Below are 25,831 nucleotides of genomic sequence, written 5' to 3'. Positions count from 1 at the left end.
TACTAAGTGCCTTCAATAAAGCCAAATCAGGAAGCTCGAAAGGGGTAATACCAATCAACTTTGCTGTTTTCATGATGCTAATAATTATAAGTGTAGTAAACGATAAAAAATAGTTGGTTGGATTTTTTTCGTTTAAGGAATCTGCTTATTGTTCTGTTTCATAAATTTGATGAACTATTATGTGAGGTTCTTACGAAGGCCAAATCAGCATTCGTTTTATTAATTTGCTTTGTATGTGCATAAATTCAAAAGCGAACAAAGAAATAGAAGAGGTGTCTTTAAATTACAATATGCAATCATCATTCTTTTGTGTTTGCCTCGAATAGCGTGAGATTATAACAAAGCATTTCTATCTGTTATTTGTGATGCAAATTAGTAAATGATGGACTTTTTTCTTTTGTTCATTTTGTTCATTGGTTTTTTAAAGCAAATCGGCAACATTTCAACTGTTTTTCGATCGGTAATGATGGTTTTGTTGATTTTTTGTTAAGAAAACATTAAAGAAGCTCGATTCCATGTTAAATACGCATAAAAAAAGTTCCAAATATTATGCGAGCGCCCTCCGCATTAGCATAAATCTAATGTGGTACCAAAAAACATGCTAAGCCTATTCTGCGTCATCATGTGCTAAAATGAAGTGTCTGACACTTTAGTAAAAAACATTCGATTATTCAGCTCCCTAATTCACACAAAAGCTTAGTAATATATGTTAACTATTCTAAATTCGGACAGTTATGTTAAAAGTAAGCAAGCAGCAGTTGCGCTATTGTAATGATAGTTCTGATGGTTATACTCGGGTAAAAAAGGGGAAGGGATATTGCTATTTAGACATCAATAAAAAGCCGATCGTTGATAAAGAATTAATAAAAAGAATAAAAAGTTTAGTGATTCCGCCAGCTTGGAAAAACGTTTGGATAAGTCCTTACGATAATGGCCACCTTCAGGCCACCGGATTGGACGATAAGGGGAGAAAGCAATACTTATATCACCCGCTATGGAACGAAACAAGAGAAAAACACAAAATTAATCGTATCCTCGCCTTTGGAAAGGTACTACCATCATTGAGAGAGGCGATTACGGCTGATTGCAGACAACGAAACCTTGGTAAAGACCGCGTTTCTGCCATTGCACTCAGCATCATGGAAAACACTCTTATGCGCGCCGGGAACGACCGCTATCGACGGGAGAATAACAGTTATGGATTGACGACCTTACGAAGTCGACATGTAAAAATAGAAGGACAAATTGTTACTTTTAACTTTACAGGAAAAAAGGGCAAAAAGCACAACATTAAACTCAGTAATCGTAGTTTGACTAAGAGACTTCGTCAGGTTATGGAAATTCCAGGCCAAGAGGTTTTTCAATATTATAATGACGATCAGGAAATCTGCTCCTTAGATTCCGGCGATTTAAATGAATATATCCAAAGGCACACCGGACAGAACTTTACGTCAAAGGATTTTAGAACATGGTATGCAACCTTATGGGCTTTTAAGTACCTACTTGAGCTAAGCACTGAAGAGCAACAGGTGAAGTCTTATAAAAAGAACCTAAATGCCTGTCTCGATTTCGTTGCTAAAAAATTGGGAAACACAAGAGCCGTATGTAGAGCTTCATATGTTTGTAATGACTTAATTGACGCCTATTTAGCGGGCAGCTTGCAAAGCTATCTTCGCAAAACTACTAGCGATGAAGTGAAATCGCTGCCTATTCATGAAGTCGAACCACTCTTGATAACATTTCTTCATAACTTAAAGAAAAGCCAGCAAATCCTATTGAGATTAACTTCTTGATTGATCCAAATAGGACGAAGTGATTATTCAACTATTCATCCGAGCATTAAGGAGAGAAAAAGCCTGATCAAGGAACGAAAATTGCTTTTCGTTTATCAATCGTTTTGCTTCGTCTATGGAAAACCATCCAGCCTTGTCTATTTCGGGAAACTGTTGTATTCTTCCCGATTTGGGAGGCCATATCATCTCAAAGGTATTACTTCGGATGTTATCCAAGTCCATATTCCCTTCCAACAACCAGCATAGGACTTTCTTTCCGCCCTTTTGAATCACAGGGTCCAGCTCAATAAATTCGCCTTCAATGGAGCATCCCGTCTCTTCCTCAAATTCGCGTTTTGCTGCGGAAAGTGGAGGTTCGGCATTTTCAAACTCTCCTTTAGGGATCGTCCAAAAGCCCTGATCTTTTTTCGCAAAAAATGGCCCACCGGGGTGAACGAGGAAAAACTCCACCTTTCCGTCTTTTAGTCGATAAAGCAAAATACCTGCGCTTCTTTTCATAAGTATAAGGGCTCTTTAATTGACAAATGTATACCTTCTGTCAGAGAAAATCGAAGAATCAATCTGAATTGCGTTTATTTTTACAGGAGCTGCCACATATTTATACTTTTGCACAAATTATAACTCATGACTAAAACTAAACTAACAATCAACGAAAACGGCTCCCTAAGGGTGGAAGGAGAATTTGAAATAGTTGACAAAAACGGTACGCCATATGGTTTGGATGGACGCACGGTTGTATCGATCTGTCGTTGCGGCCTGTCATCAAAAAAACCGTTTTGCGACGGCTCTCATAAAGGACATTTCGAACACGAAGCAATCGCGTTCGATCTCCCGCCGAAAAAATAGAACAACGATTCTCCAAATTTAAAAGCAGTTGTCATTCAAGGCAAATTGCGTCATAAAAGGGTGTTGCTTGCGACACCCTTTTATGCTAAATTTGTTATCTGAATTAAAGCGTTTAAGGCGGTATTTTAACATTAAACCTCGTTCCATGAAACATATCTCTTTACTTAATCCAATAGGCGAAACGAGCTTGAGTAGCATGGAAGCCACCTATAAAATGTTCTCTAAAATTAATGAAGCGCTACAAAGCACCGGAAAGGAAGCTCTTTTCGACATTCAGATAGTGGGCCTTTCAGACGAAGCAGTTTCATCGGGCAGAATCTTTAGCATACGTTCTGACACGACGATTCATCAGCTAAAAAAAACAGACCTCATTGTTATTCCTGCTATTCACGGAAATATGAAAGATATTGTAGCCGTAAATCGTGAATTTGTGCCTTGGATTCAAAAGCAATATCAACTTGGGGCCGAAATTGCCTCATTATGTGTCGGTGCCTTTCTTTTGGCCTCTACTGGCTTGTTAAACGGTAGAAGCTGCACAACGCATTGGTTATCGGCTAATGAATTCAGTAGTATGTTCCCACACGTGAAACTGATGCCATACAAGGTTATTACGGACGAAAGGGGAATTTATACAAGTGGGGGTGCCTACTCGTCGCTAAATCTCATCCTGTATTTGGTGGAGAAATTTGCCGGGCGTGAAATGGCCATTCGATCATCGAAAATGTTTGAAATTGATATCGAAAGAAACAATCAATCTCAGTTTATCATCTTTCAAAGACAGAAAGATCATGAAGATTTAACCGTTCGGCGTGCACAGGAGCTTATTGAGGAGAATTTCCGCGAACGCATTACCGTTGAAGATCTTGCGGATAAATTGGCCACCGGAAGAAGGAACTTTGAACGACGCTTTAAAAAGGCAACCGGCAACACGATCTTAGAATACATACAACGCGTCAGAATTGAAGCCGCCAAGTTAAGTTTTGAGACAAGCAATGAAAACGTAAATGAGGTAATGTATAACGTGGGCTATAGTGATTCCAAGTCCTTTCGGACAACCTTCAAACGTATCACGGGCCTTTCACCAACACAATATAAAAGTAAGTATAATAGACAGATTGCCGTTTAAATAGAATAAGAACTTCAGAAGTACTAAAAACCAATAGATGCCCATTTTGTTAGATAAAGATAGAGATAAACCCGTCTTTTAGATTTATTTAATAGAATAATGGAAATTGTAATCATCATTGCACTCATTCTTATCAATGGCCTTTTTTCGATGAGTGAGCTCGCCTTGGTTTCAACCAGAAAGTTCAAGCTGGAAGCTTCAATAAAGAAAGGGGATACGGGGGCAGCTAAAGCGCTCGAATTAGCCAACAATCCAACGACCTTTTTATCAACGGTTCAAATAGGTATTACGCTTGTTGGTATTCTTACCGGACTTTTTAGCGGCAAAAGTTTAACGCTGACCGTGGCCAACTATTTAAGAAGCATCGAGTTAATCACCCCTTACGCGGAATCAGTTGCAGTCTTTTTAGTCGTTTTATTTATTACCTATCTTACTATTGTATTCGGTGAACTCATTCCAAAACGGATAGGTTTGCATTATCCTGAGGCAATTGCGACAACTATCGCGGCGCCAATGACCATACTTTCCAGAATCTCTTTACCTATTATCTGGATTTTGACGAAAACCAGCAATCTTTTTTTTAACTTATTTGGAATAAAGGACTATCATGATGAGGCCGTCTCTGAAGAAGAAATAAATGCCATCATTAAAGATAGTACGGAGGGAGGGGAAATACAACCAATAGAACAAGATCTTGTCCGGCGTGTTTTTTCATTAGGAGATAGAAGGGCCGGCGAATTAATGACTCATCGCATGGATCTTGTTTGGATTGATATAAACGATAATTGGGAGACCATAAAATCAAAAATCCGAAGTCGACCTCATTCGGTTTATCCGGTATGTGAACGATCGTTGGATAATTTACTAGGACTGGTTTCGGTTAGGGAACTTTTTCTGCAAGAATCCTCCACTTCTTCACCGAACCTGAAGCGCCATGTCAGAAAAGCGCTGTTTGTTTCGGAATATACCGCGGCCTATCGAGTTTTGGAGCTATTAAGAAGCGCACAGCAGCATTATGGAATCGTTTTAGATGAATATGGTGATCTTCAGGGACTGATTTCTATCAATGATATATTAGATGAATTGATAAGTGATAAGACGGATACAGCAAACGATTATCAAATTATACAGCGTTCTGAAAATACATGGTTAGCTGACGGTAAGTTGCCCCTCTTTGAATTTATTCAATATTTCAAGGTGTCTGATGTCCCTGAAACCAATAATTTCACCACGCTGGGAGGTTTATTGTTAAAACTGTTAGACCATATCCCTACCTTGACTGAAAAAGTTAGATGGAATAATTTTGAGCTTGAGGTTGTTGACATGGATGGAATGCGTATCGATAAGATACTTATTACCCGCATTCCCGAATAGCCTATTACAAGGACTGAAGAACTTCGCCCATTATGCTAACACCCTTGTCAATATCGTCACGTTGTATTACCAAAGCTGGCCGAAAACGAATGCTTCGCTCTCCACATCCCAACAATAACACATTTTTATCAAGGCTTTTCTTTAAAAAATGGTTTCGACTTTCTTTGTTCGGAAAATCAAAAGCTGCTAGTAATCCTCGACCTCTAACATTATTAATTATCGTGTACTTGTCTGCTAAGGTCAAAAGCTTTTGCTGTAAATATTCACCGAGTTCGGCGGCTTGCGAAACGAGCTTGTCTTCTTCAATGATTTGCAAAATTTTAGTCGCTCTTACCATGTCAACCAAATTTCCGCCCCAAGTAGAATTAATCCGTGAGGGAACCTTAAAGACATTTGTTTTTATATCATCAATTTTTTCGCCTACTAAAATGCCACAGACCTGCATTTTCTTCCCGAATGCGATAATATCAGGCCTCGCCTTCGCCCCAAAATGCTCGTGGCACCAAAATTTACCTGTTAAACCTACGCCGGTCTGCACCTCATCGTAAATTAAAAGCGCATCATTTTCATTCGCTAAAATACGTAGCTGTTCCAAGAATTCTCTCCTTACGTGATTATCGCCACCCTCAGATTGTATAGGTTCAATAATAATAGCGCAAATATCATCTCTATTGTCGGCAAAAGCTTGCTTAATTTGAGCTAGCGACTGTTCTTCGCGTTTAAGAAGATCTTCATATCCTTGGTCAGTAAAAGGAAATTCGATATACGGAACGCTCACTCTGGGCCAGTCAAATTTGGCAAACCATTTCGTTTTCTCCGGTTGTGTATTGGTCAAACTAAGGGTATAACCTGTACGACCATGAAAAGCTTTCTGAAAGTGTATAACTTTAAACCCTCTTTCTTTAATATATCCCTTTTGGAAATTTTTTTGTACTTTCCAATCCATTGCTGTTTTCAGCGCGTTCTCCACGGCCAAACCACCTCCCGCAATAAAAAAAGCGTGCGGTAAATAAGAGGGAATCCCCACACGATCAAATGTGTCTACAAATTTAGCGTACTGCATTGTATAAATGTCCGAATTAGATGGATTTGTTAATGCCGCTAGTAGTAAATCTTCTTTGAAATCGCCATCATTTAACATTTTAGGATGGTTATAACCCAGTGGTACGGAAGCAAAGCAAGTGAAGAAGTCGAGAATTTCTCTGCCATGCTTTGAATCATACATCATAACGCCTTGGCTCTTCTTTAGATCCAATGTTAAGTCATAACCATCAGTAAGTACGTGTTTACCAATAATGGCCTGTGCATTTTCGGGAGTAATGGAGATCCTGTTCATAAAATGCTATTGATTTGGTTTATTATCAAACATAAGATAAAATTTCAAAAAACGCAATTTATACCGAATAATTATTTCATATTTAAATTTCAACCTATTATTTATGACAAAAAAATACCAATTCAACAAAATATCACTAAAACTCGTCTATTTTACCTAAAATACCGATCAGTCCACCGGTATGCAGGACTAAAATTCTTGCACCTTCTTGGAAGTAATTGTTTTCAATCAAATCCATCAATGCATAGAAGGTTTTAGCGGTATACACAGGTTCTATTAAGACACCGGTGCTGCTAACAAACGACTTAGTAAAATCCATTAATGGGGGTTTTGTTTTTGCGTATCCACCAAAGTGATAGCTTGTATGTATTGTAATGTTGTCTGCTTCACCGTACAATTTTTTTATATCCTCTAAGAGAAAATCACCACCGGCGAGAACAGAAACACCATGTAATTTGGTTTGTTGGTTACGCTGTTTTAATCCCATACTTAAGCCAGCTAAAGTCGTACCCGTCCCACAGGCGCAAAAGATATGATCATAATCTGTGCGAAGCTCATCAATTATTTCCGCACAACCGAGTAAAGCAAGAGAGGAAGCGCCTCCTTCGTTGATGAAATAGGCATATTTGTCCTGTCCAAAGTAGTGATCAAACACATGTTGTTTATTTCTATAAGCCTCTCTTTCAACAAATATAAGCTGCATACCAAATAATTGACAAAGTTTCAGATTGGCGTTGTCTACCAGTTCGCCTCGCACAAAGCCGGTAGATTTAAATCCGAATGAAGCAGCGGCAGCGGCGGTTGCAAGGAGGTGATTGGACCAAGCTCCGCCAAATGTTACCAAATGATTCCTTCCGTTTTTATGAGCATCTTGCAACAGATACTTTAACTTTCTCCATTTGTTGCCTGAGATAAAGGGATGGATCAGATCATCTCGTTTGATATCTACTGTATAGTTCTTTTTATAAAAAGGCTCGTATCGTAGTCGCTCTATAGGACTAAAAAAATTAAAAGGAAACATGCTGTGTAATTTTTGCCATACAAAACTAAACGGAAAAGCCGGCAAATATTAGATTGTTAGGTTTTTTATTCTAAAAATTATAGTAGGTTTGCTAACCCAAAATAAAACAACAATCTATGGTAAAATATGAAAGGTTCACGTTAAACAATGGCTTAAGGGTATTGGTACACGAAGACAAGTCGACTCCAATGGCCGTACTCAATATACTTTACGATGTAGGAGCAAGGGATGAGGAACCCGATAAGACGGGGTTTGCTCATCTTTTTGAACATTTGATGTTCGGTGGATCCGTTAATATCCCTCAGTTTGATTTGCCGCTGCAACGAGTTGGTGGCGAAAGTAACGCCTTCACCAGCAATGATATCACAAATTATTACATAACGCTGCCTGCCATTAATCTGGAAACTGCTTTCTGGTTGGAGAGCGACCGCATGTTAAGTTTGGCGTTTAGCGAAAAAAGCCTGGAAACGCAAAAACAAGTAGTATCGGAAGAATTCAAGCAACGTTACCTTAACCAACCTTACGGAGATGTATGGCTTAAGTTACGACCGTTGGCATACAAACAGCATCCCTACAAATGGGCCACCATCGGAAAGGAAATTTCCCACATAGAACTGGCATCAATACAAGATGTGAAGGATTTTTTTAAGAAACATTACACGCCGCAAAATGCCATATTAGTTATTGCAGGAGACGTGGACGTAAGTGTGGTAAAAGATTTAGCCGAAAAGTGGTTCGGCTCCATTTCTTCCGGTACCAAATATATTCGCAATCTTGAGGCGGAGCCAAAGCAATTGGAGGCGCGAAGAGAGGTAGTTACCGCCAATGTACCGGTTAATAGTCTCTATATGGCATTCCATATGAGCGATAGGCGTTCAAAAGACTATTATACCTGCGATTTGATTTCAGACATATTATCAAGAGGTAATTCATCCCGATTGTACCGTCGATTAGTAAAAGAGCAATCGCTTTTCAGTGAAATAAATGCTTATTTATTGGGCAGTTTAGATAATGGTTTATTTATAGTAGAAGGTAAACCTTTGCCAAGTACCACAATGGAGCTTGCCGAAAACGCTGTATGGGAACAATTACGTGATTTACAAAATACGCCCGTGTTGGGATATGAACTTGAAAAGGTAAAGAATAAAATAGAATCGACCATGGTATTTGCAGAGATGTCAATTCTTGACAAGGCGATGAATCTGGCATATTTTGAATTGCTAGGCAACGCAGATATGCTTAACGACGAAGTTGTAAAATACCTAAATGTATCCCCTGAGGATATACAGAAGACAGCACAACAAATATTTCAATTAGAAAATTCGTCCACTTTATTTTATTTAGCAAGTTAGCATGATAGACAGAACCATTGCCCCCCAATTTAATGTTGTAGAAGAAGTAAGGCTTTTGCAACCCGAACACGAAGTGTTACAAAACGGAGTAGATCTCTTTGTTTTCAACTCCGGGGAGCAGGATTTGGTAAAAATAGAATGGGTATTCCAAAACCTGAATACCGAAGATCTGCACCTTCCATTACTTAATATTGCCTTAGCCGGTATGTTTTTGGAGGGCACTAAACAATATGCGAGCGCGGAAATAGCGGAAAAAGTAGATTTTTATGGCGCATTTTTGCAGCCGGAGTATTCTTTTGATCATACCTCTCTTACTTTATATGCCCTAAATAAGCACGTAGAGAAGTTATTGCCTATTGTAAAAAGCGTTCTAACAGAAAGTATTTTCCCCGAAAGTGAGCTAAATACTTATGTTCGTAACAACAAACAAAATCTTTCTGTATCATTAAAGAAAAACGACTTTGTTGCAAGAAGAGTTTTTAACAAAACTATTTTCGACAGCAATCGATATGCATATTCCCCCGAAATAGAAGACTATGATCGATTAGAGCGTTCGGATATTTTGAAGCTCTATCAGCACCAGATAAATGCAGGTAATTGCACGATATTTATATCGGGCAGAGTGACAAACCAAGTCCATCAAACTGTTAGAAAGATTTTCGGAGATCAATGGGATGCCCGCCCGCTTGATCAAACGCAACAGCGCATGGTGGACAAGGGCTCGCAAAAGGGAAATTTCATACTTATTGAACGACCGGATGCCTTACAATCAGCTATTCGAGTAGGCTACCAAACCATCAACCGAAAGCATCCTGACTTTTCTTCACTTCAGCTATTAAACACGATTTTAGGAGGTTATTTCGGGTCACGATTGATGTCCAATATTCGCGAAGAAAAAGGTTTTACGTATGGCATCGGATCAGGCATCGCATCTTTAAAATATGGGGCTTTTTTTACCATAGCAACTGAAGTTGGCGTAGAGGTAACCAATGCAACACTGGTAGAAATCGAAAAAGAAATCGATCGTTTGCGAAATGAGCCAATACCGATAGAAGAGCTAAACTTAGTAAAAAATTACGTGAATGGTGCTTTTCTTGGCTCACTGGAAAACGTTTTCTCTCATGTAGATAAATTTAAAAACGTACACTTCGTTGGATTGGATTTAACATACTATAATCGCCACTTACAGATTGTAAAAAGTAGTACACCCGAAACCATTATGAATACTGCTAACAAATATCTTGATTATAATAATATGATCAAGGTAGTAGTTGGCAAAATGGTTGGTTAATCCGAAATAAACACATTCATAAAGGCAGTCTCCGATAGGGGTCTTCGTCAAGAACCGGAGACTGCTTCTTTTTTAGAATATAAAATTAGTACTCAAGAAATTAGAATCTTGATGATTTACAATTTCATTGATGAGTTCTTTATTCTTGTCATTCATTTTGGTGGCTACCAATGATCGAATAGAGAAGGAACGCAAAGCGTCTACAACAGACAAGGTGCCCTCTGCACTATCTTTCCTACCAGTGAAGGGGAATTTGTCAGGTCCCCTTTGGCACTGGCTATTGATGTTCACTCTGCTAACGAGATTTACGAATGGATCAATCAACGATGCAATCTCCTGCGCATGATTACTAAAAATACTTACCTGCATACCGTGGGGAGAATCAATCTGATATTTAATTGGCTCCTCAATCGAGTCATAGGGAATTACCGGAATAACGGGGCCAAATTGTTCTTCGCGATACAATTTCATTTTTTCATTTACAGGATAAACCACTGCGGGGTAAACAAAAGAAGCTAGACTAGCTCCGCCATTTTCGTTAACGACCTTTGCACCGTGTAGGAGAGCATCATCGATGCACTCTTTTAAATATTCCGGTTTACCTGGCTCCGGTAAGGGGGTTAAGCTAACACCCGGAACCCAAGGCATACCGAATTTCAATTTTGCAATGGCTTCCCCTAACTTAATAAGAAAATCATCCACAATGTCCTTATGAACAAAAACGATCTTAATAGCGGTGCACCGCTGTCCATTAAATGATAAAGCGCCCAATACAGTTTCATTAACAGCAAGCGAAATATCGGCATTTTTAGTAACGATTGCCGCATTTTTGGCATCTAAGCTAAGTACAGCCCGCAAGCGATTAATCTTTGGATGGCGTTTTTTAAGGTCATTTGCTACTTTACTTGAACCTATAAAAGCTAACACATTTATTTTGCCTGTTTGCATCAGGCCCGGTGTAATCGTTGCTCCTCGTCCATAGATCGTATTAACTACACCCTTTGGAAAAGACTCCTGAAAAGCCTTCAATAAAGGATAATGCAATAATGTACCGTGTTTCGGTGGTTTAAAAAGCAATGTATTTCCCATAATAATCGCCGGGATCAGCGTTGTGAATGTTTCATTTAATGGATAGTTAAATGGCCCCATGCATAAAACTACACCAATGGGCGACCGTCTTATCTGTGCTACGACGCCTTCTTCGATCTCAAATCGGGATGACTGACGGTCTATATCTTTTAGTGCATCAATCGTAGCGTTTATATAATCAACTGTCCGGTCAAATTCTTTCGCCGCGTCCGTATGAGATTTCCCAATCTCCCACATAATCAGCTTAACTACCAACGAGCGTTGCTCGTTCATTTTGAAAACAAATTTTTGTAGACATTTAATCCGATTGTCAATACTCATAGTAGGCCATTCGCCACGACCGTTGTCATAGGCGTTTACAGCGGCATCCAGTGCTTCCAAGGCTTCCTTGTCGGTACAAATAGGATAGGTGCCAATAAATTTACGCTGCAAAGTTCCTTGCGCGTCGGGTACACATATGGGCGAGTACACTTCGCTGACAGGACCTGTCCAGCTACGCATCTCCCCATCACAGAGATATTCTCGCTGATGGAGTTCTTCATGAATGGCAAACTCTTCCGGTATTTCGCTTTCCGGTACAAATAGAGATTTCAATTGATCGTTAAAGTTCATTTCTTTTGTTTGAATGATTGTAAAACAGTCGATATTAAGCTGTGGCAACTTATCATCGCCTTCTGTTTGGATTTGGTGAAAATAGATAATTTATTAATATTTTCACAACAAAAACACATATTAATAAACAGTTAAATAATTTTTAAGGCTTTATTTTAACAAACAAAAAAGGACTGAAAATCTAATACTAAATCCTTTTTCGTTTTAGCAGCTGCTTTAACCAACAAATAAGGAAACAGTTCACTACTTCTTTCTCACTAAGCAAACGAGTTAATCGTATGCAGGATAGAACGGAACGAAGTCCATTTTTCAAGGCTTTTTGCCAAACATCTTTGTCAGGAGATCGAAAAGTTCGGGATGGTGATCTCTGAATTTAGTTGGCTTTTCGAAGAAATATTCCGATACAACAGCCAAAAATTCTGCTTCATTTGTTAGCGCATAAGGATCAATATCGGAACGACCCGCTTTAATCCGATGCATTTCAGCATGCATCATTTTTATCCAGGGAATCACGTAGGGGCGTGCCAAAAGAAGCTCAGGGATTCCGTCGACACTTCCATCTCGCTTATCGATCAGATGAACAAACTCGTGAATTGCTGTATTACTCCCATTGCTATTTTCCGAAAATCCGTGATGTAAGGCACTTTTCGATAATATCATTTGGCCATTCATAAAACCTTCGCCTACCATACCCAACGTGTTTCGGCGTGCACCAACAAATTGAAAGTCACTGTTAAACGTATCAGGATATAAGACAATGTTACTAAGGTTTTTATAGCGCCAACCGCGAAAATTAAAAATTGGGATAACAGCGCTCGAGGCAATCAAGACCCGGTCCAACTCATTCACCTCTGTACCAACACCTTCAATGTGCACGTCTCTTAAAAAAATGGTAATCTCGTTAAGAAAGCGCTCTTGGTCCGCGTCATTAAGGTCCCTATAAAAGGATACGTATTGTTCTAATATCCCGCTATAAGTTTCGGTCAAGCCTTCCTGCGCCCCCTTTCTCCAGGCTCGTTTCCTCTTTGACCAGATAAACAATAACACGATCGAAATCGTTATTCCAAAAAAGAGGTATGATAAGATTTCCATATTATTTTTAAAGTAAACTAAAATACAATTTGCTAAACAAAAGACAATCAATCATCTAATAAAAAAAGACGAAATTTAAGCGTAGATACCCTAATTTAGCGGTTCCAAAAGCAATCTTAATGAAGATCATTATAACAGAAAAGCCGTCTGTAGCACGTGATCTGGCAAAGGTATTTGGAGCTACGACGAAAAGAGACGGATATATAGAAGGCAAAGGATACTCCTTCACCTGGGCCTTTGGTCATTTACTGCAATTAGCCCCACCGCAAGAATATGGATATATAGGATGGAAAGTAAAAAATCTGCCGATGCTTCCGCAAAAACTAAAGCTGAGTGTTCGAAAAATCAGAACGAACGAAGGTATGATTGAGGATCCATCTGTACGCAAGCAGCTCAATACCATAAAAGCTCTTTTTGATATAGCGACGGAGATTATTGTAGCAACGGATGCCGGTAGGGAAGGAGAGCTTATCTTTAGATACATTTATCATTATCTCCATTGTCAAAAGCCGTTTAGGCGACTTTGGATCTCCTCACAGACTGATGCAGCCATTAAAGATGGGTTTAGGAACCTTAAACCCGGCAAGGATTATGATACCTTGTTTTATTCAGCTCATTGCCGCTCTGAATCTGATTGGCTCGTAGGGATGAATGCGACCCAAGCCCTGAGTATATCAGCCGGATCTAAAACCGTGTTATCCTTGGGTCGGGTGCAGACTCCCACCTTGGCAATGATTTGCGCTCGATACCTGGAGAACAAGAACTTTATCCCTCAGACTTATTTTCAGGTCATCATTTCCTTGCAAAAGGACGGGCAGAACTTCAAAGCCGTTTCCAAAAAAAACTATTATAAAAGGGAAGAGGCAGAAGAAGTTCTTAATGCCGTCAAAAGTGTAGCAGATGGATTTGCTACAGGGGGGGATATCAGCAAAGTCGAAACAAAAACAAAAAAGGAGCAACCTCCATTGCTGCACGACCTCAGTAGCTTACAGCAAGAAGCGAACAAAAAGAAAGGATACACCGCTGATGAAACGCTGGCAATTCTACAACGCCTATATGAGGAAAAATTAATAACATACCCTCGTACAGGTAGTCAATATATAGGTGATGATGTTTTTGAAACCATTCCGCAACTCATCGAAAAGCAACAACAGCATCCTTTTTTTTCGAAACAAGCTATAGTTTTGGCCAATAACAAACTCAACAAAAGAAGTGTCAATGCCAAGAAAGTGACAGATCACCATGCTATTTTACCGACGGGAGAACCGGCACGAAACCTGTCACCTGATAAGCAGGTACTATATGACATGATTATCGGAAGGATGTTAGAGGCTTTTCATGAGGTCTGTGTGAAGGACCTCACTAAGATTACCATTGAATCAGGTTCAAAATTCATCGCAAATGGTACCGTAATTCGATCTGCGGGCTGGCGCGCCGTATACAATGAACCGGAAGAGAATGATCAAGATCAACCGGAGAACAACACCATACCGAAAGTAAGTGAAGGCGAAAGCTTGGCTATTATAGAAAAAAGCATCGCTGAAAAACAAACCAAGCCTAAACCACTTTATACCGAGGCAAGCTTATTGAAAGCAATGGAAACGGCAGGTAAGGAAATTGAGGACGAAGAATTGCGATATGCAATGAAAGGAAGTGGGCTAGGGACTCCGGCAACGCGCGCATCAATCATCGAAACCTTGATAAAGCGTTCTTATATTACAAGAAAGAAAAAGAACTTACTGCCATCGGAAACCGGGCTTGCTGTATACGACATAGTGAAAGATAAACTAATTGCACAAGCGGAGCTAACAGGTCAATGGGAAAAGCGATTGGAAGAAATACGCTCCGGAGCGTCCGTCAAGGCATTTAAAGAAGAAATTAAGCAGTACACGAGAAAAATCACGGAAGAGCTATTAATAGCAGGAAAAGAACTTGAGCTTTTGTTGGAAGATCAGGGATAAAATGTATTATCAGCGATTGTCAAAAATTGCGCAATCGCTGACAGTCGATCATGATGAACAAGTTATTTATCCTTATCTAATTTATCCTTTAACTTCCATCTTTTTAGTAATACCATTGTCGAATGCTTTTTCAAATGATATTTTTCGGGTTCTCCTATTAGAAAACCAAAAGCTTTCATGGAAGGAATAGCGTCAAATAAAACTTTAATAACCGCCGTTAACGGCAGTGCCAGTATTAAACCCGCTAGTCCGAACAACATTCCCCCAAGCAAAATAGCAATTACCGCCATTAGCGGATTAATACTCACTTTACTACCGACAATATTCGGTGTAATAACGTTGCCTTCCAAGAATTGCACAACTTGAAACCAAGCGACAACGCCAATGGCATACCAATAACTATCCTTCGTGGCAAGTGCAAACACTGCAGGTAGTATAGACCCAATGGCAATACCAATATAAGGCAGTAACATCAGTAGAGATGCTAAGGTGCCAAAGAACCAAGCATATTCCACTCCCATCAACAGTAATCCAACCGTATTCAAAACGGCAACAATAGCCATTACCGTAATCAAACCAAGCAAATAGCTTTGAACAACACTATAAATACGATTAAGGGTTTCGTGAACTTTATCTTGAGATGTACTGCGGAAGGCATGAAAGAAAAATTCGCGAAAAAAATCCCGGTAATAAAGAAGGAAAAAAGAAAAAAGTGGCACAATCACAAGACCTGCTAAAATACCGCCCACAGAGCCAAAAGCAGCTGAAAGATAGGTGCCTGCGTTCGATAAAGCCCGATTAGACAACTCCTTTACCTTTGCGGTCAGCTCCCCCGGCTCAACACCGAATTTAACAGTTATCCATTGTTGGATGGTATTAAATATGGTCAAGAATTTACTTTGAAGATCTGTTCCGTTATGGCCAATCACGATTACCTGATGTACAATAAACCAGATGAGTCCGGCTATAACTAATATCGCTAATATAACAGAAAGAATTGCTGAAAGTGCTCTATGAACATTGAACCTTTCGAGGAACCTGGTTACGGGATAAAGCGAAATAGCAATTAGAATAGAAAACATGAGAGGGACAAGCACGCTTTGTAAAAAGTAGAGAACTGCAATGATGAGTACTAATGACAATAAGCTTGAAGCCAACTCAAAAGAATAAGGTCTTTTTTCCGGAGAAGGGGAATTTAACATGTGAATAAATGAATCTTTAATAAATCCATCACTTAACAATAGCTTAGCATAATTGTTTTCGTTGTGCTGTATTTGGTGAAAATTGAGATTATTTCCCGCTGCAGAAGAAACGATGAATATTTCAAATTTGGCACAAATTAAGCTTAACTTCGCAGCTCTTGTAAAATTAATAGGCAAATAGCTCGTTAAAATGCGTGACATGGCAGAATGGCTAACTATCTTTAAAGAACAGTTAATACAAACACCACTGATACAATGGTTTGGAGTCCTTTTCGGAATAGCGGAGGTGTTACTGGCACGGTACAACAAAGTAGCTCTGTATCCCTGCGGCATTATCAGTATTCTCATTACGATGTTTGTTTTGTACGAAGCGGGCCTATATGCGGAAATTTTACTAAATGCCTACTACCTCGTAATGAGCATATATGGATGGTATTACTGGCTTAGAAAAGGAAGTAGTGAAAAGGTGCCCATTACGACCTGCTCAACAAGTGATTGGCTGGTCGTTGCTGGTTTTCTTTTGCTGGGAACGCCTTTTCTATATAAGATTCTCATCCATTTCACGGATTCTACCGTCCCACTGTGGGATACTTGGGTAAGTGTAACGGCTTGGGCCGGGATGTGGTTATTGGCAAAAAGAAAAATTGAAAATTGGTTGCTACTGAATATAAGCAACGCTTTTGCGATCCCGCTTTATATTCATAAAGATCTTTTGCTTTATGCGATATTAACGTTGATACTTTTCATTGTCGCCATTTTTGGTTATTTCGCATGGAAAAAGAAGATTTACCGACAGCTTAATGTATAAATGATAAATCAATGAAACTTCTTCAAGAATTAAAAAAAATAGCTGCAGAATTGCGTCAAGAAAGCTTAGAAGCCGAATTACAAGGTAGTTTAACAACTAAACAATTAGCAGTTATATACGAAAATAAGCTTTTTAATCTCTTTGTACCCAAAGCTTACGGCGGGCTGGACCTCTCCCTAACAGAAGCCCTTCAAATAGAACGGTTGTTGGCCGAAATAGATGGAAGCCTAGGCTGGACGGTGACGCTCTGCAGCGGAGCCAACATGTTTGTCGGCTTTTTAAATCAGGACATCGCACACCCCTTATTCAGCAACAAAAAAGTGTGTTTCGGTGGCAGCGGACGAGTAGGTGGCCATGCTGAAATAATGGAAGAGGGTTATTTAGTATCCGGTAAATGGCAATATGCCACCGGGGCTGCACATAATACTGTTTTCACGGCAAATTGTGAAATTTACCAAAATGGAGAACCGTTACTGGATGCGGCAAAGAAACCGGTAATAAAATCCTTTTTCTTTTTACAGGATGAAGTCACCATTTTGCACGACTGGAATGCCATGGGCTTGAAAGCAACAGCGAGTCATAGTTTTGAGGTAAATAATCTAAAAGTAGAAAAGAGGAGGGCTTTCAAAATAGACCCCCAAGGTGCAATATTAAAGGCTCCGATTTATCGTTATCCGTTTCAACAGTTCGCAGAAGCTACATTATGCGTTAACACCCTCGGTATGACCTGTAGGTTTCTCGATTTATGCCACGAAATCTTTGATGAAAAGTACAGTGACGTACGGGATAATTACCATGGGAAAATGAAGTTACCCGATCAATATTTGTCAAATGCCAAACTGGAAATGAATAACTTACAACGCGAACTTTATGAATTAGTTGAAAAATCCTGGATGCAATTGAATACAACGAATGCTATCGACTTAGCTCTACTCGAACAAATCAGTAAACATACTCGTTTGTTGGTAAAGACCGCGCAGCAATGGGTAGCCAAACTATATCCCTATTGTGGTATGAAAGCAGCTAGCCCCACCGAAGAGATTAATCGTATGTGGAGAGACTTGTTCACTGCCAGTCAACACAGTCTGTTTACATCGCCTATCATCGATGAAATTGACTAGTAATAAATTGGTCGACAGCAATATATAGCAAGGTTAAACATCGCATAAAATAAAAAAAGTTGTACATTTTCCGTAGAATCGGATCCTATACAACTTTTGGTGCCGCCAACTTAAGTTAGCTACCATTCTATTTCTTTATTCTTCTATGGTTGTGGCGTCAGGTGCATTTTTCTTAACGGAACTGATACCATTATCACGACCGGAACTCGTTTCATACATCTCGCTGGTACCAATAATTTGTCCGTTTTTTGCCTTCAAGTTGAAAAAGAATTTTCCATTGCTAGATTCTTTGCTATCGTACCGCTCATCTAACTTTGCGTTTTCTTTCACGGACGATATACCATTATTACAAGCTGATTTGGTTGTATACTGTTCGCTTGATAAAATCACCTGACCATTATCTGCTTTTAAATTAAAATAAAATTGGCCGTTTTTAGCTGTTTTAATAACAAATTTTCCCATAACAATAAGTTTAATACCTAAACAAACATAATAATTAAGTTATTTAATAACAATGGTTTTATCCATTTTATTTCTTTTAAAGTAACAAATGATCGTATGGCATGTACGGATTGGTTTATCCGATCTATTTTCTTTTTAACACAAGGGCTAGCCCCGCTATCACCAACATTACACCTAGGCCGGTATATGCATCAATTGGTTCGTTGGCAAGCAACCAGGCAATAAAAAAACCGGATATTGGGCACAAAAAGAGCCAAAAAGAGGCTTTAACGGCATCTTGCCTAATCAAGTAAAGCCAAATTTGAACAGCACCAATCGAAACAACAAATGCTAACCAGCTCACCGCGCTCCAAAATGTTATATTATAAGTATTTAGGGACCGATCGTAATAGAAGAGCATGAAGGGTACAAGCAGTAAACCGCCTAATATCGTTTGCCAACCATTTATAGTAAGTATATTTAGTTTCTGCCAGTTCTTCTTAGCGAAGTAAATAGACCCCAACGAGTAAGATAACATGCTCAGTAGAAGCAAAAACAAACCGATAGGGGACGCATAGCTCTTCATTAATAAAGGATAGGCGGCAACAACAATACCGATGAGGCACAAGCTTAAGCTGAACAATATTTTGGCGGTGATTCGTTGTTTATAAACCAACGCGGAAATCACACTCACAAAAGCTGGACTTGTTGCGGGAAAAAGTGATCCAAGACCTGCGGACACGTGCTGCATAGCAAGGACATACAATCCCAAATAAACGCCAATATTGAGAATACCGTAGGCAAACAGCTGTTTCCATTCATTCCCATGAGGTAAACGATGTTTCAGCATAATATGAGAAATAAAAATCATAATGCCGCCGGCCAGACAAAATCGAGTAATCGCTAGAACAAAAGGTTGTGAAACCTGTAATCCCCATTTCGTAGCTATGGACGCAGACGACCATAAAACTGCGAATACTAGGCCCGCCAGTATATATTGTAATTGCTTTATATACATGTGTTTGTCATCGCTTAGTTAGGTATCCCGCTCGAACAATACGGAAAAGGATCCTATTCATTTTCAATAATTTTTAATAGCTTTGTTCGTAGTTGATCAATAGCGATGGCAATATTAAAGAAAATAAGTGTTATCTATTTCTTTATTTGGATGATAATTCCACAAGATGCTTTGCTATTTGTGACCTCGTTTCCTGCACACTACGCTCATCATTTAGAAGATCATGGAAAAATATCACTTTTAGAATTTCTGAAAGAGCACAGTCAGGGAGTTGAAAAGCATGATGCTTCAGATGATGAAGAAGACACAAATTTCCCCTGTGATCATCACCATAATGAAAGTTGTGGTTATTCCCTACATAACTTTAAAATTCTTCCGGCAACGAATGATTGGTTACCGTATATACCCTTACAAACTTGTCCGGCAATCCCTTTAACAGTTTACTTCTCAAATGAACAGGTATCAAGTATCTGGCAGCCTCCAAAAAGCACATTAGTCTTTAACAGGATGTTGTGTAATACTTAGAAACTATGTGTTTAGTGATGGTAATTCTTCAATAATTACCTTTTTTGCTATTGACGCATAACAGATTACACCTTCCATAAAAATGTCATTCACGGGAAAGTCTTATAATCCGCCCGTGAACAATCGTTAGTCATATTGGAATAATTTGTATAGATACCGTTACGGTATGCTATACATTACGTGTAACTTATGTTGAATAAAATCATTTTTTTTTGTATAAAAAACAAGCTGATTGTAGGTATATTTACCTTTGCACTCATTGTTTGGGGGGTATGGTCTGCAACTAAACTTCCTATTGATGCGTTACCTGACATTACCAATAATCAGGTGCAAATAATTACCAGTGCTCCCAGTCTGGCAGCTCAGGAAATCGAACGATTAGTTACTTTTCCAATTGAGCTATCCGTTGCCACCATTCCGCAGATGATCGAAATAAGAAGTATTAGTCGTTTCGGTCTTTCAGTGATTACGGTAGTATTCAAAGAGAAAGTAGATATTTATTGGGCAAGGCAACAGATTGCCGAGCGTATAAAAGAAGCTCAAAGCCAAATTCCACCAGGTATCGGCGAACCGAAATTGGGACCTATCACTACTGGTTTAGGGGAAATTTACCAATATATCATCCATCCCCGACCAGGTGCTGAAAAACGATATTCACCTACTGATCTTCGAACAATGCAAGATTGGATAGTAGCGCGGCAACTGTATGGAACTCCCGGTGTAGCCGAGGTTAATAGCTTCGGCGGAATATTAAAGCAGTACGAAGTTGCAGTTCGTCCGGATAGATTGCAGGCTCATAACATTACAATTGCCGAAGTATTCACCGCCTTACAAAACAATAATGAGAATACAGGCGGTGCATATATCGATAAAAAGCCCAATGCTTATTATATCCGTTCACTCGGCTTGGCGCGGAGTTTAACCGATATTGGAAACATTGTGATCAAAAAAGATAGTAAGGGTGTTCCAATTTTAATTAAAGATGTCTCCAGTCCACAATTTGGCGGAGCCATACGATATGGCGCTTTAACTTATAATGGAGAAAGGGAGGCAGTGGGAGGTGTGGTTATGATGTTAAAGGGCTCTAATAGTGCAGAGGTCGTAAAGCTGGTTAAGGAAAAGATGCGGACGATACAAAAGTCGCTTCCCAAAGATATTGTAATCGAACCTTATCTAGACCGAACAAATCTAGTGAATCGCGCCATTGATACCGTCAAAAGTAACCTAATAGAAGGTGCCTTGATCGTTATTTTGGTTCTTGTCCTGTTTCTGGGTAACCTTCGTGCCGGCCTTATCGTCGCATCTGCTATTCCACTTTCCATGCTTTTTGCATTCTCAATGATGAACATCTTCGGTGTCAGTGCCAATCTGATGAGTTTAGGTGCGATCGATTTTGGCTTGATCGTAGACGGAGCAGTTATTATCGTAGAAGCGACAATGCATCACTTTGGCCTACGAAAATCTGCCTTCAGATTAAACCAAGAAGAAATGGACGATCATGTATTTGATTCAGCTGTAAAAATCCGATCGAGTGCTGCTTTTGGCGAAATCATTATTTTAATGGTATACATCCCTATTCTAGCATTAACGGGTATTGAGGGGAAAATGTTCAAACCAATGGCGCAGACTGTTAGTTTTGCGATCATTGGTGCTCTCATACTTTCCATGACCTATGTCCCGATGATGTGCGCGCTTTTTCTTTCTAAAAAACCGATACAAAAAAAGACTTTTTCCGATCGTTTAATGTATAAATTACAACGGTTTTATACTCCTTTATTAAAAAAAGCATTAAGAGCACCCTATTGGATTCTATCATTTACCTTGTTGCTTTTTGGAGGAAGTGCATACCTATTCTCAAGAATGGGAGCAGAATTCATTCCGCAACTAAAAGAAGGTGACTTTGCTTTTCAGTGTGTACTTCCACAAGGTGCGTCACTTTCACAGAGTATCGAAACGTCGATGAAGGCCGCTAAAATTCTCAAAACTTTCGATGAAGTAAAAATGGTGGTTGGAAAAACGGGTTCTGCTGAAGTCCCAACCGATCCAATGCCACCTGAAGCAACCGATCTCATGGTTATTCTAAAGAATCAATCAGAATGGAAAAGCGACCGCAGTTATGAGCAGCTTGCTACCGATATGGAGAAGGCGTTAAATTTACTACCAGGCGTGTATATCGAAGCCAATCAGCCCATACAAATGCGCTTTAACGAGTTAATGACGGGTATTCGGCAAGATGTGGCAATCAAAATTTTTGGCGAGAACTTAGATTCGCTTGCGACTTATGCTGATAAGGTGACAACTTCAATCGCCACCGTTCGCGGAGCTTCCGGTGTATTACCCGAGCCCATCAGTGGATTACCGCAAATTACAGTAACCTATAATTATGACCAACTTGCAAACTACGGTACAACCATCAAAGCACTAAACACAGCACTAAATACGGCTTTCGCCGGTGCAATTGCCGGTGTAATTTATGAAAATGAAAGGCGGTTTGATTTAGTTTTACGCTTAGATAGTACTGTTAAAAACAATATTGACGATGTTCGTAATTTGCTCGTGCCGATTTCAAATGGTGAACAAGTTGCACTTTCTCAACTGGCAAATATCGAGTTTAAAGATGGCCCCGCGCAAATTAGTCGCGACGATGCAAAAAGACGTATAGTAGTCGGTTTCAATATTGTAGGTCGTGACGTCCAAAGTGTTGTTGACGACATCAAAAATAAAATTGATGAAGAAGTAAAATTACCGGATGGTTACTTTTATACCTTTGGAGGTCAGTTTGAGAATCTGCAAGAAGCAAAATCGAGACTACTCATCGCAGTACCCCTAGCTTTGTTGCTAATTTTCGTTTTACTGTTCTTTACATTCCGCTCGACGAAAGAATCCGTATTAATATTTACCGCCATCCCGATGTCGGCTATCGGTGGAATAATCGCTCTAAAGCTTCGTGATATGCCATTTAGCATTTCAGCCGGCGTCGGCTTTATTGCTTTGTTCGGCGTAGCCGTATTGAATGGTATCGTATTGATTAGTACATTCAATCAGTTGAAAAAAGCAGGACAGGGAAACATCCTACGCCGTATTCTTGAAGGATCACTCACCAGGCTGAGACCTGTTTTGATGACAGCAACAGCGGCGTCCCTCGGGTTTCTACCTATGGCTATATCCTCCGGTTCCGGAGCTGAAGTTCAGAAGCCATTGGCCACCGTTGTCATAGGAGGTTTAGTAACCGCGACACTCCTTACCTTATTTGTTTTGCCGATACTTTATTTTCTTTTCTACTCTTTCAAACTTAGGAGTCCTAAACGCTTGATCCGAATGATTTCCTTAGCGCTAGTACTGCTTACCGAACCTTCCCTTATCGTTTCCGCTCAAAATCAACAAGACATGATCCAAGGCAGAATTAGCTTAGACGAAGCCATAAACATGGCCTTGAAAAACAATCCTGGACTTAAAGAAGCTGATGTAAATCGGCTTAGACAGAAAGCTTTGGAAAAAAGCGCTTTTGATCCGGCCAACATAGATATTTCGGCAGCGCAATCTCCTTTAGAAGGCGCCAGTCCGGACAACAACATAGGTATTGGTCAAACATTCAGCTTCCCAACGGTATACGGTGCTAAAAGACAACTGTTAGAAGAACAAACCACATTAGCGGCAACAAGTCTAACAGTAAGTAAGAACGACCTTATACGTGACGTGCGTATCGCTTTTGCTAATCTCGTTTATGCCAATCAATCACTCAAGCTCCGGACAAAACAGGATAGCATCTTGAATGAATTTCTCAAAATCGCCGAACTGCGTTATAATACAGGAGAAACTTCGAAGACCGAGTTACTGATTGCATCCAATCGTTATCGACAGCTTCAATTACAACAGCAACAGGCAGGCGCTGCTAAAATAGCTGCTTTGCAGGAGTTGATGCGTTTGCTTAATGTATCCGAACCATACGATATAAAAGAGCAAGAAGATTATAAATTAAGTATTTTATCAACAACAGATAGTGTCGCACTTAAAAATAACCCGCTGCTATCTTTTGCTAATCAACAAATCCGCGTAGCGGAAGAATCGGTCAAGGTACAGAAATCGGCTTTTTTACCGGATATCACTGTTGGCTATCAACAGCAACTCATTCTTCAGGGATGGAATCCGGAAGGAATAAACAAATCATACGGACAAAGAACTAAAATAGCTGGTGTTTCTCTAGGGGTCGCAGTACCTCTATTTAATTTAGCCGCACAAAAAGCGAAAGTAAAAGCTTCTCTACTGGCAACCAAAGCTGCTGAATACGCATATGAGCAGACCTTCAATAATTTAAAAACGACTTTTATGCAACAATTAAGTTATTACCGACCGTTACAGGCTGCCCTTATATTTTATGAAGATAGTGGACTGCAAGAAGCGGACGAATTGATCGCCTCTTCGAGATTAGGATATAGAAAAGGTGAGATTGACTACGTAGCTTATACACAAAGTATAGAACAAGCTTTTAATACCCACCTCCAATACCTTGAAACACTTAATCGGTATAATCAGGTGGTAGCCACTATAAATTATCTAACCGGGAAATAACCATACCAGCATAGCTCAAAAAAACAAAAAATGAAAAGAATAAAATTATGGGGATGCGTTTGTGCCATCCTGTTGAATTTATCCTGTCAGTCAAATCGCTCAAATAAAGCATCAACCAATTCTTTCCGCACCGAAACGGCAGAAAACACCGCAAAAGAGGCTAAAACGTTCGACTTGCTCAGTATTCGCGAAGATCAACTCAAGGCCATCGATGCTACCTTAGGTTATATTGAAAAAAAGGATCTAAAAAACGGCTTGCAAGCTGTGGGTTTTGTTCGGGTACACAATCAAGATAAAGCCTCCATATCGTCGTTATATGGAGGTAAAATACAATCCTTATATATTTCTCCCGGCTCTGTTGTAAAGAAAGGACAACTAATCGCTACGCTGCTTAATCCGGAAATTATCGTATTGCAAGAGGAGTATCTGACATTAAAAAACAGCATCGAGCTTACAAAGATCGAATTAAATAGACAAGAGGAACTCATGAGAGGAAATGCCGGTGCATTAAAGAATTACCAAAACATAAAAGCGCAGCTTGCCCAACAACAAATCCGACTCGCATCTATCCGGAAACAGCTAAGTTTGGCCGGCATAGATGCCCCGAAACTAAGCGTAGAAAACATAAGAGAAAGCCTATCGGTAACAGCTCCAATGGCCGGCACTGTTGCCAGTGTTGAAATGGGGCTTGGTGCCAGTGCTGATGCAGGGATGATTATTGCACGCATTGTGAATAATGAGGAAGTAGATCTCGATCTGTATGTTTATGAGAAAGATTTGGAGAAAGTAAAAATAGGGCAGGAAATCACATTCAGCCTTTCAAATAATCCCAACAAAGAGGGCAAAGCAATTGTCGATAAAGTAGGAAGTTCTTTCGAAGGAGAAAATAAAGCGGTTGCCGTGCATGCACGAATAGTAGGCAATCGGAATGGGTTCATAGACGGAATGGGTGTAAATGCGATACTGAGCATCGGAAATACCACGGTTAACGCGATTGCTAATGACGGAATTGCTCAGAAAGAGGGTAACAGTTATATATTTTACGTTAACGAAGAAAAGATCAACACAGACAAAGAAAAAGAATATCTCTTCAAACGTATTCGAATAAAAAAGGGTGCAAGCTCGCTCGGCTACACCGAAATTATCCCAATCGATGTATTACCTGACAGTGTTAAAGTCGCCACATCCTGCGCGGTATTCATTCAAGCCAAAATGGACGGCGGCAATCAGCATGGTCATTAACAATGATTATGA

20 protein-coding genes are annotated in these 25,831 nt (G+C 39.7%); 12 read left to right on the top strand and 8 right to left on the bottom strand.

Translation table 11 applies throughout. The annotated features are described in order from the left end of the window. Positions 1-734 precede the first annotated feature (734 nt). A complete protein-coding gene (locus FKG96_RS15675; RefSeq protein ID WP_130855985.1) occupies positions 735-1,793 on the top strand; it encodes a DNA topoisomerase IB in 1,059 nt (352 codons plus the stop codon). A gap of 27 nt (positions 1,794-1,820) precedes the next feature. Here FKG96_RS15675 and FKG96_RS15670 read toward each other — a convergent pair whose 3' ends face one another. After that, entirely contained in the window at positions 1,821-2,291 is a 471-nt protein-coding gene (locus FKG96_RS15670; RefSeq protein ID WP_130855986.1) for an NUDIX domain-containing protein, read from the bottom strand. Between the two features lie 126 nt (positions 2,292-2,417). Here FKG96_RS15670 and FKG96_RS15665 point away from each other — a divergent pair, with 126 nt between their 5' ends. The 3 genes from FKG96_RS15665 to FKG96_RS15655 all read left to right on the top strand — a co-directional run bounded on the left by FKG96_RS15665 (position 2,418) and on the right by FKG96_RS15655 (position 5,139). Continuing rightward, positions 2,418-2,639 (top strand): CDGSH iron-sulfur domain-containing protein, encoded by a 222-nt coding sequence (locus tag FKG96_RS15665; protein ID WP_013666936.1) that lies wholly within the window; start codon positions 2,418-2,420, stop codon positions 2,637-2,639. Between the two features lie 145 nt (positions 2,640-2,784). After that, entirely contained in the window at positions 2,785-3,765 is a 981-nt protein-coding gene (locus tag FKG96_RS15660) for a GlxA family transcriptional regulator (RefSeq protein ID WP_130855987.1), read from the top strand. A gap of 99 nt (positions 3,766-3,864) precedes the next feature. After that, positions 3,865-5,139 (top strand): hemolysin family protein, encoded by a 1,275-nt coding sequence (locus FKG96_RS15655; protein ID WP_130855988.1) that lies wholly within the window; start codon positions 3,865-3,867, stop codon positions 5,137-5,139. Between the two features lie 4 nt (positions 5,140-5,143). Here FKG96_RS15655 and lat read toward each other — a convergent pair whose 3' ends face one another. Both lat and FKG96_RS15645 read right to left on the bottom strand, forming a co-directional pair. After that, positions 5,144-6,475 carry an L-lysine 6-transaminase gene (gene lat / locus FKG96_RS15650; protein WP_013666933.1) on the bottom strand — a complete coding sequence of 444 codons (1,332 nt, stop codon included), beginning with the start codon at positions 6,473-6,475 and terminating at the stop codon, positions 5,144-5,146. 136 nt (positions 6,476-6,611) lie between these two features. Continuing rightward, on the bottom strand, positions 6,612-7,496 hold the full coding sequence (locus tag FKG96_RS15645; protein WP_165446961.1) for a 1-aminocyclopropane-1-carboxylate deaminase/D-cysteine desulfhydrase: 885 nt from the start codon (positions 7,494-7,496) through the stop codon (positions 6,612-6,614). A 116-nt stretch (positions 7,497-7,612) separates the two neighbouring features. On the opposite strand from FKG96_RS15645, the gene FKG96_RS15640 reads away from it, so the two are divergent. Together FKG96_RS15640 and FKG96_RS15635 are read left to right on the top strand one after the other, a co-directional pair. Further along, positions 7,613-8,848, top strand: a complete 1,236-nt coding sequence (locus FKG96_RS15640) for a pitrilysin family protein (RefSeq protein WP_130855990.1) — start codon at positions 7,613-7,615, stop codon at positions 8,846-8,848. Between the two features lies 1 nt (position 8,849). Next, positions 8,850-10,139 (top strand): pitrilysin family protein, encoded by a 1,290-nt coding sequence (locus tag FKG96_RS15635; protein ID WP_130855991.1) that lies wholly within the window; start codon positions 8,850-8,852, stop codon positions 10,137-10,139. A 72-nt stretch (positions 10,140-10,211) separates the two neighbouring features. Here the strand turns inward: FKG96_RS15635 and FKG96_RS15630 are convergent, their stop codons facing one another. Beyond that, the gene (locus tag FKG96_RS15630; protein WP_130855992.1) at positions 10,212-11,840 is read right to left on the bottom strand and encodes an NADP-dependent glyceraldehyde-3-phosphate dehydrogenase; all 1,629 of its coding nucleotides are present in this window, start codon (positions 11,838-11,840) and stop codon (positions 10,212-10,214) included. A 309-nt stretch (positions 11,841-12,149) separates the two neighbouring features. Then, complete coding sequence (locus FKG96_RS15625) at positions 12,150-12,932, bottom strand: zinc-dependent peptidase (protein WP_130855993.1); 783 nt, start codon at positions 12,930-12,932, stop codon at positions 12,150-12,152. A 119-nt stretch (positions 12,933-13,051) separates the two neighbouring features. Between FKG96_RS15625 and FKG96_RS15620 the strand changes: the two genes are divergently transcribed. Further along, a complete protein-coding gene (locus FKG96_RS15620; RefSeq protein WP_130855994.1) occupies positions 13,052-14,893 on the top strand; it encodes a DNA topoisomerase 3 in 1,842 nt (613 codons plus the stop codon). Positions 14,894-14,955: 62 nt separating this feature from the next. On the opposite strand, the gene FKG96_RS15615 is transcribed toward FKG96_RS15620, so the two are convergent. Continuing rightward, positions 14,956-16,296: an AI-2E family transporter gene (locus tag FKG96_RS15615; protein WP_083812311.1), complete on the bottom strand. Its 1,341-nt coding sequence runs from the start codon at positions 16,294-16,296 to the stop codon at positions 14,956-14,958. Between FKG96_RS15615 and pnuC the strand changes: the two genes are divergently transcribed. Both pnuC and FKG96_RS15605 read left to right on the top strand, forming a co-directional pair. Continuing rightward, positions 16,295-16,903 (top strand): nicotinamide riboside transporter PnuC, encoded by a 609-nt coding sequence (gene pnuC, locus FKG96_RS15610; RefSeq protein WP_013666925.1) that lies wholly within the window; start codon positions 16,295-16,297, stop codon positions 16,901-16,903. The two genes, FKG96_RS15615 and pnuC, sit on opposite strands and share 2 nt — an antisense overlap. 11 nt (positions 16,904-16,914) lie before the next feature. Further along, positions 16,915-18,024, top strand: coding sequence for an acyl-CoA dehydrogenase (locus FKG96_RS15605; RefSeq protein WP_130855995.1), 1,110 nt, complete (start codon positions 16,915-16,917; stop codon positions 18,022-18,024). Between the two features lie 135 nt (positions 18,025-18,159). Here the strand turns inward: FKG96_RS15605 and FKG96_RS15600 are convergent, their stop codons facing one another. Together FKG96_RS15600 and FKG96_RS15595 are read right to left on the bottom strand one after the other, a co-directional pair. Further along, positions 18,160-18,486, bottom strand: a complete 327-nt coding sequence (locus FKG96_RS15600; RefSeq protein WP_013666923.1) for a YegP family protein — start codon at positions 18,484-18,486, stop codon at positions 18,160-18,162. Positions 18,487-18,610: 124 nt separating this feature from the next. Next, positions 18,611-19,483 carry a DMT family transporter gene (locus FKG96_RS15595; RefSeq protein WP_130855996.1) on the bottom strand — a complete coding sequence of 291 codons (873 nt, stop codon included), beginning with the start codon at positions 19,481-19,483 and terminating at the stop codon, positions 18,611-18,613. Positions 19,484-19,633: 150 nt separating this feature from the next. Between FKG96_RS15595 and FKG96_RS15590 the strand changes: the two genes are divergently transcribed. The 3 genes from FKG96_RS15590 to FKG96_RS15580 all read left to right on the top strand — a co-directional run bounded on the left by FKG96_RS15590 (position 19,634) and on the right by FKG96_RS15580 (position 25,819). After that, positions 19,634-20,008 (top strand): hypothetical protein, encoded by a 375-nt coding sequence (locus FKG96_RS15590; protein ID WP_130855997.1) that lies wholly within the window; start codon positions 19,634-19,636, stop codon positions 20,006-20,008. A 189-nt stretch (positions 20,009-20,197) separates the two neighbouring features. Continuing rightward, positions 20,198-24,577 (top strand): CusA/CzcA family heavy metal efflux RND transporter, encoded by a 4,380-nt coding sequence (locus tag FKG96_RS15585; protein ID WP_130855998.1) that lies wholly within the window; start codon positions 20,198-20,200, stop codon positions 24,575-24,577. Between the two features lie 30 nt (positions 24,578-24,607). Beyond that, positions 24,608-25,819: an efflux RND transporter periplasmic adaptor subunit gene (locus FKG96_RS15580; protein ID WP_130855999.1), complete on the top strand. Its 1,212-nt coding sequence runs from the start codon at positions 24,608-24,610 to the stop codon at positions 25,817-25,819. The last annotated feature ends 12 nt before the right edge of the window (positions 25,820-25,831 follow it).

The sequence above is a fragment of the Olivibacter sp. LS-1 genome (genome assembly GCF_008245145.1).
Classification (GTDB): domain Bacteria; phylum Bacteroidota; class Bacteroidia; order Sphingobacteriales; family Sphingobacteriaceae; genus Olivibacter; species Olivibacter oleidegradans.
This window is presented reverse-complemented; position numbering and strand designations above follow the sequence as displayed.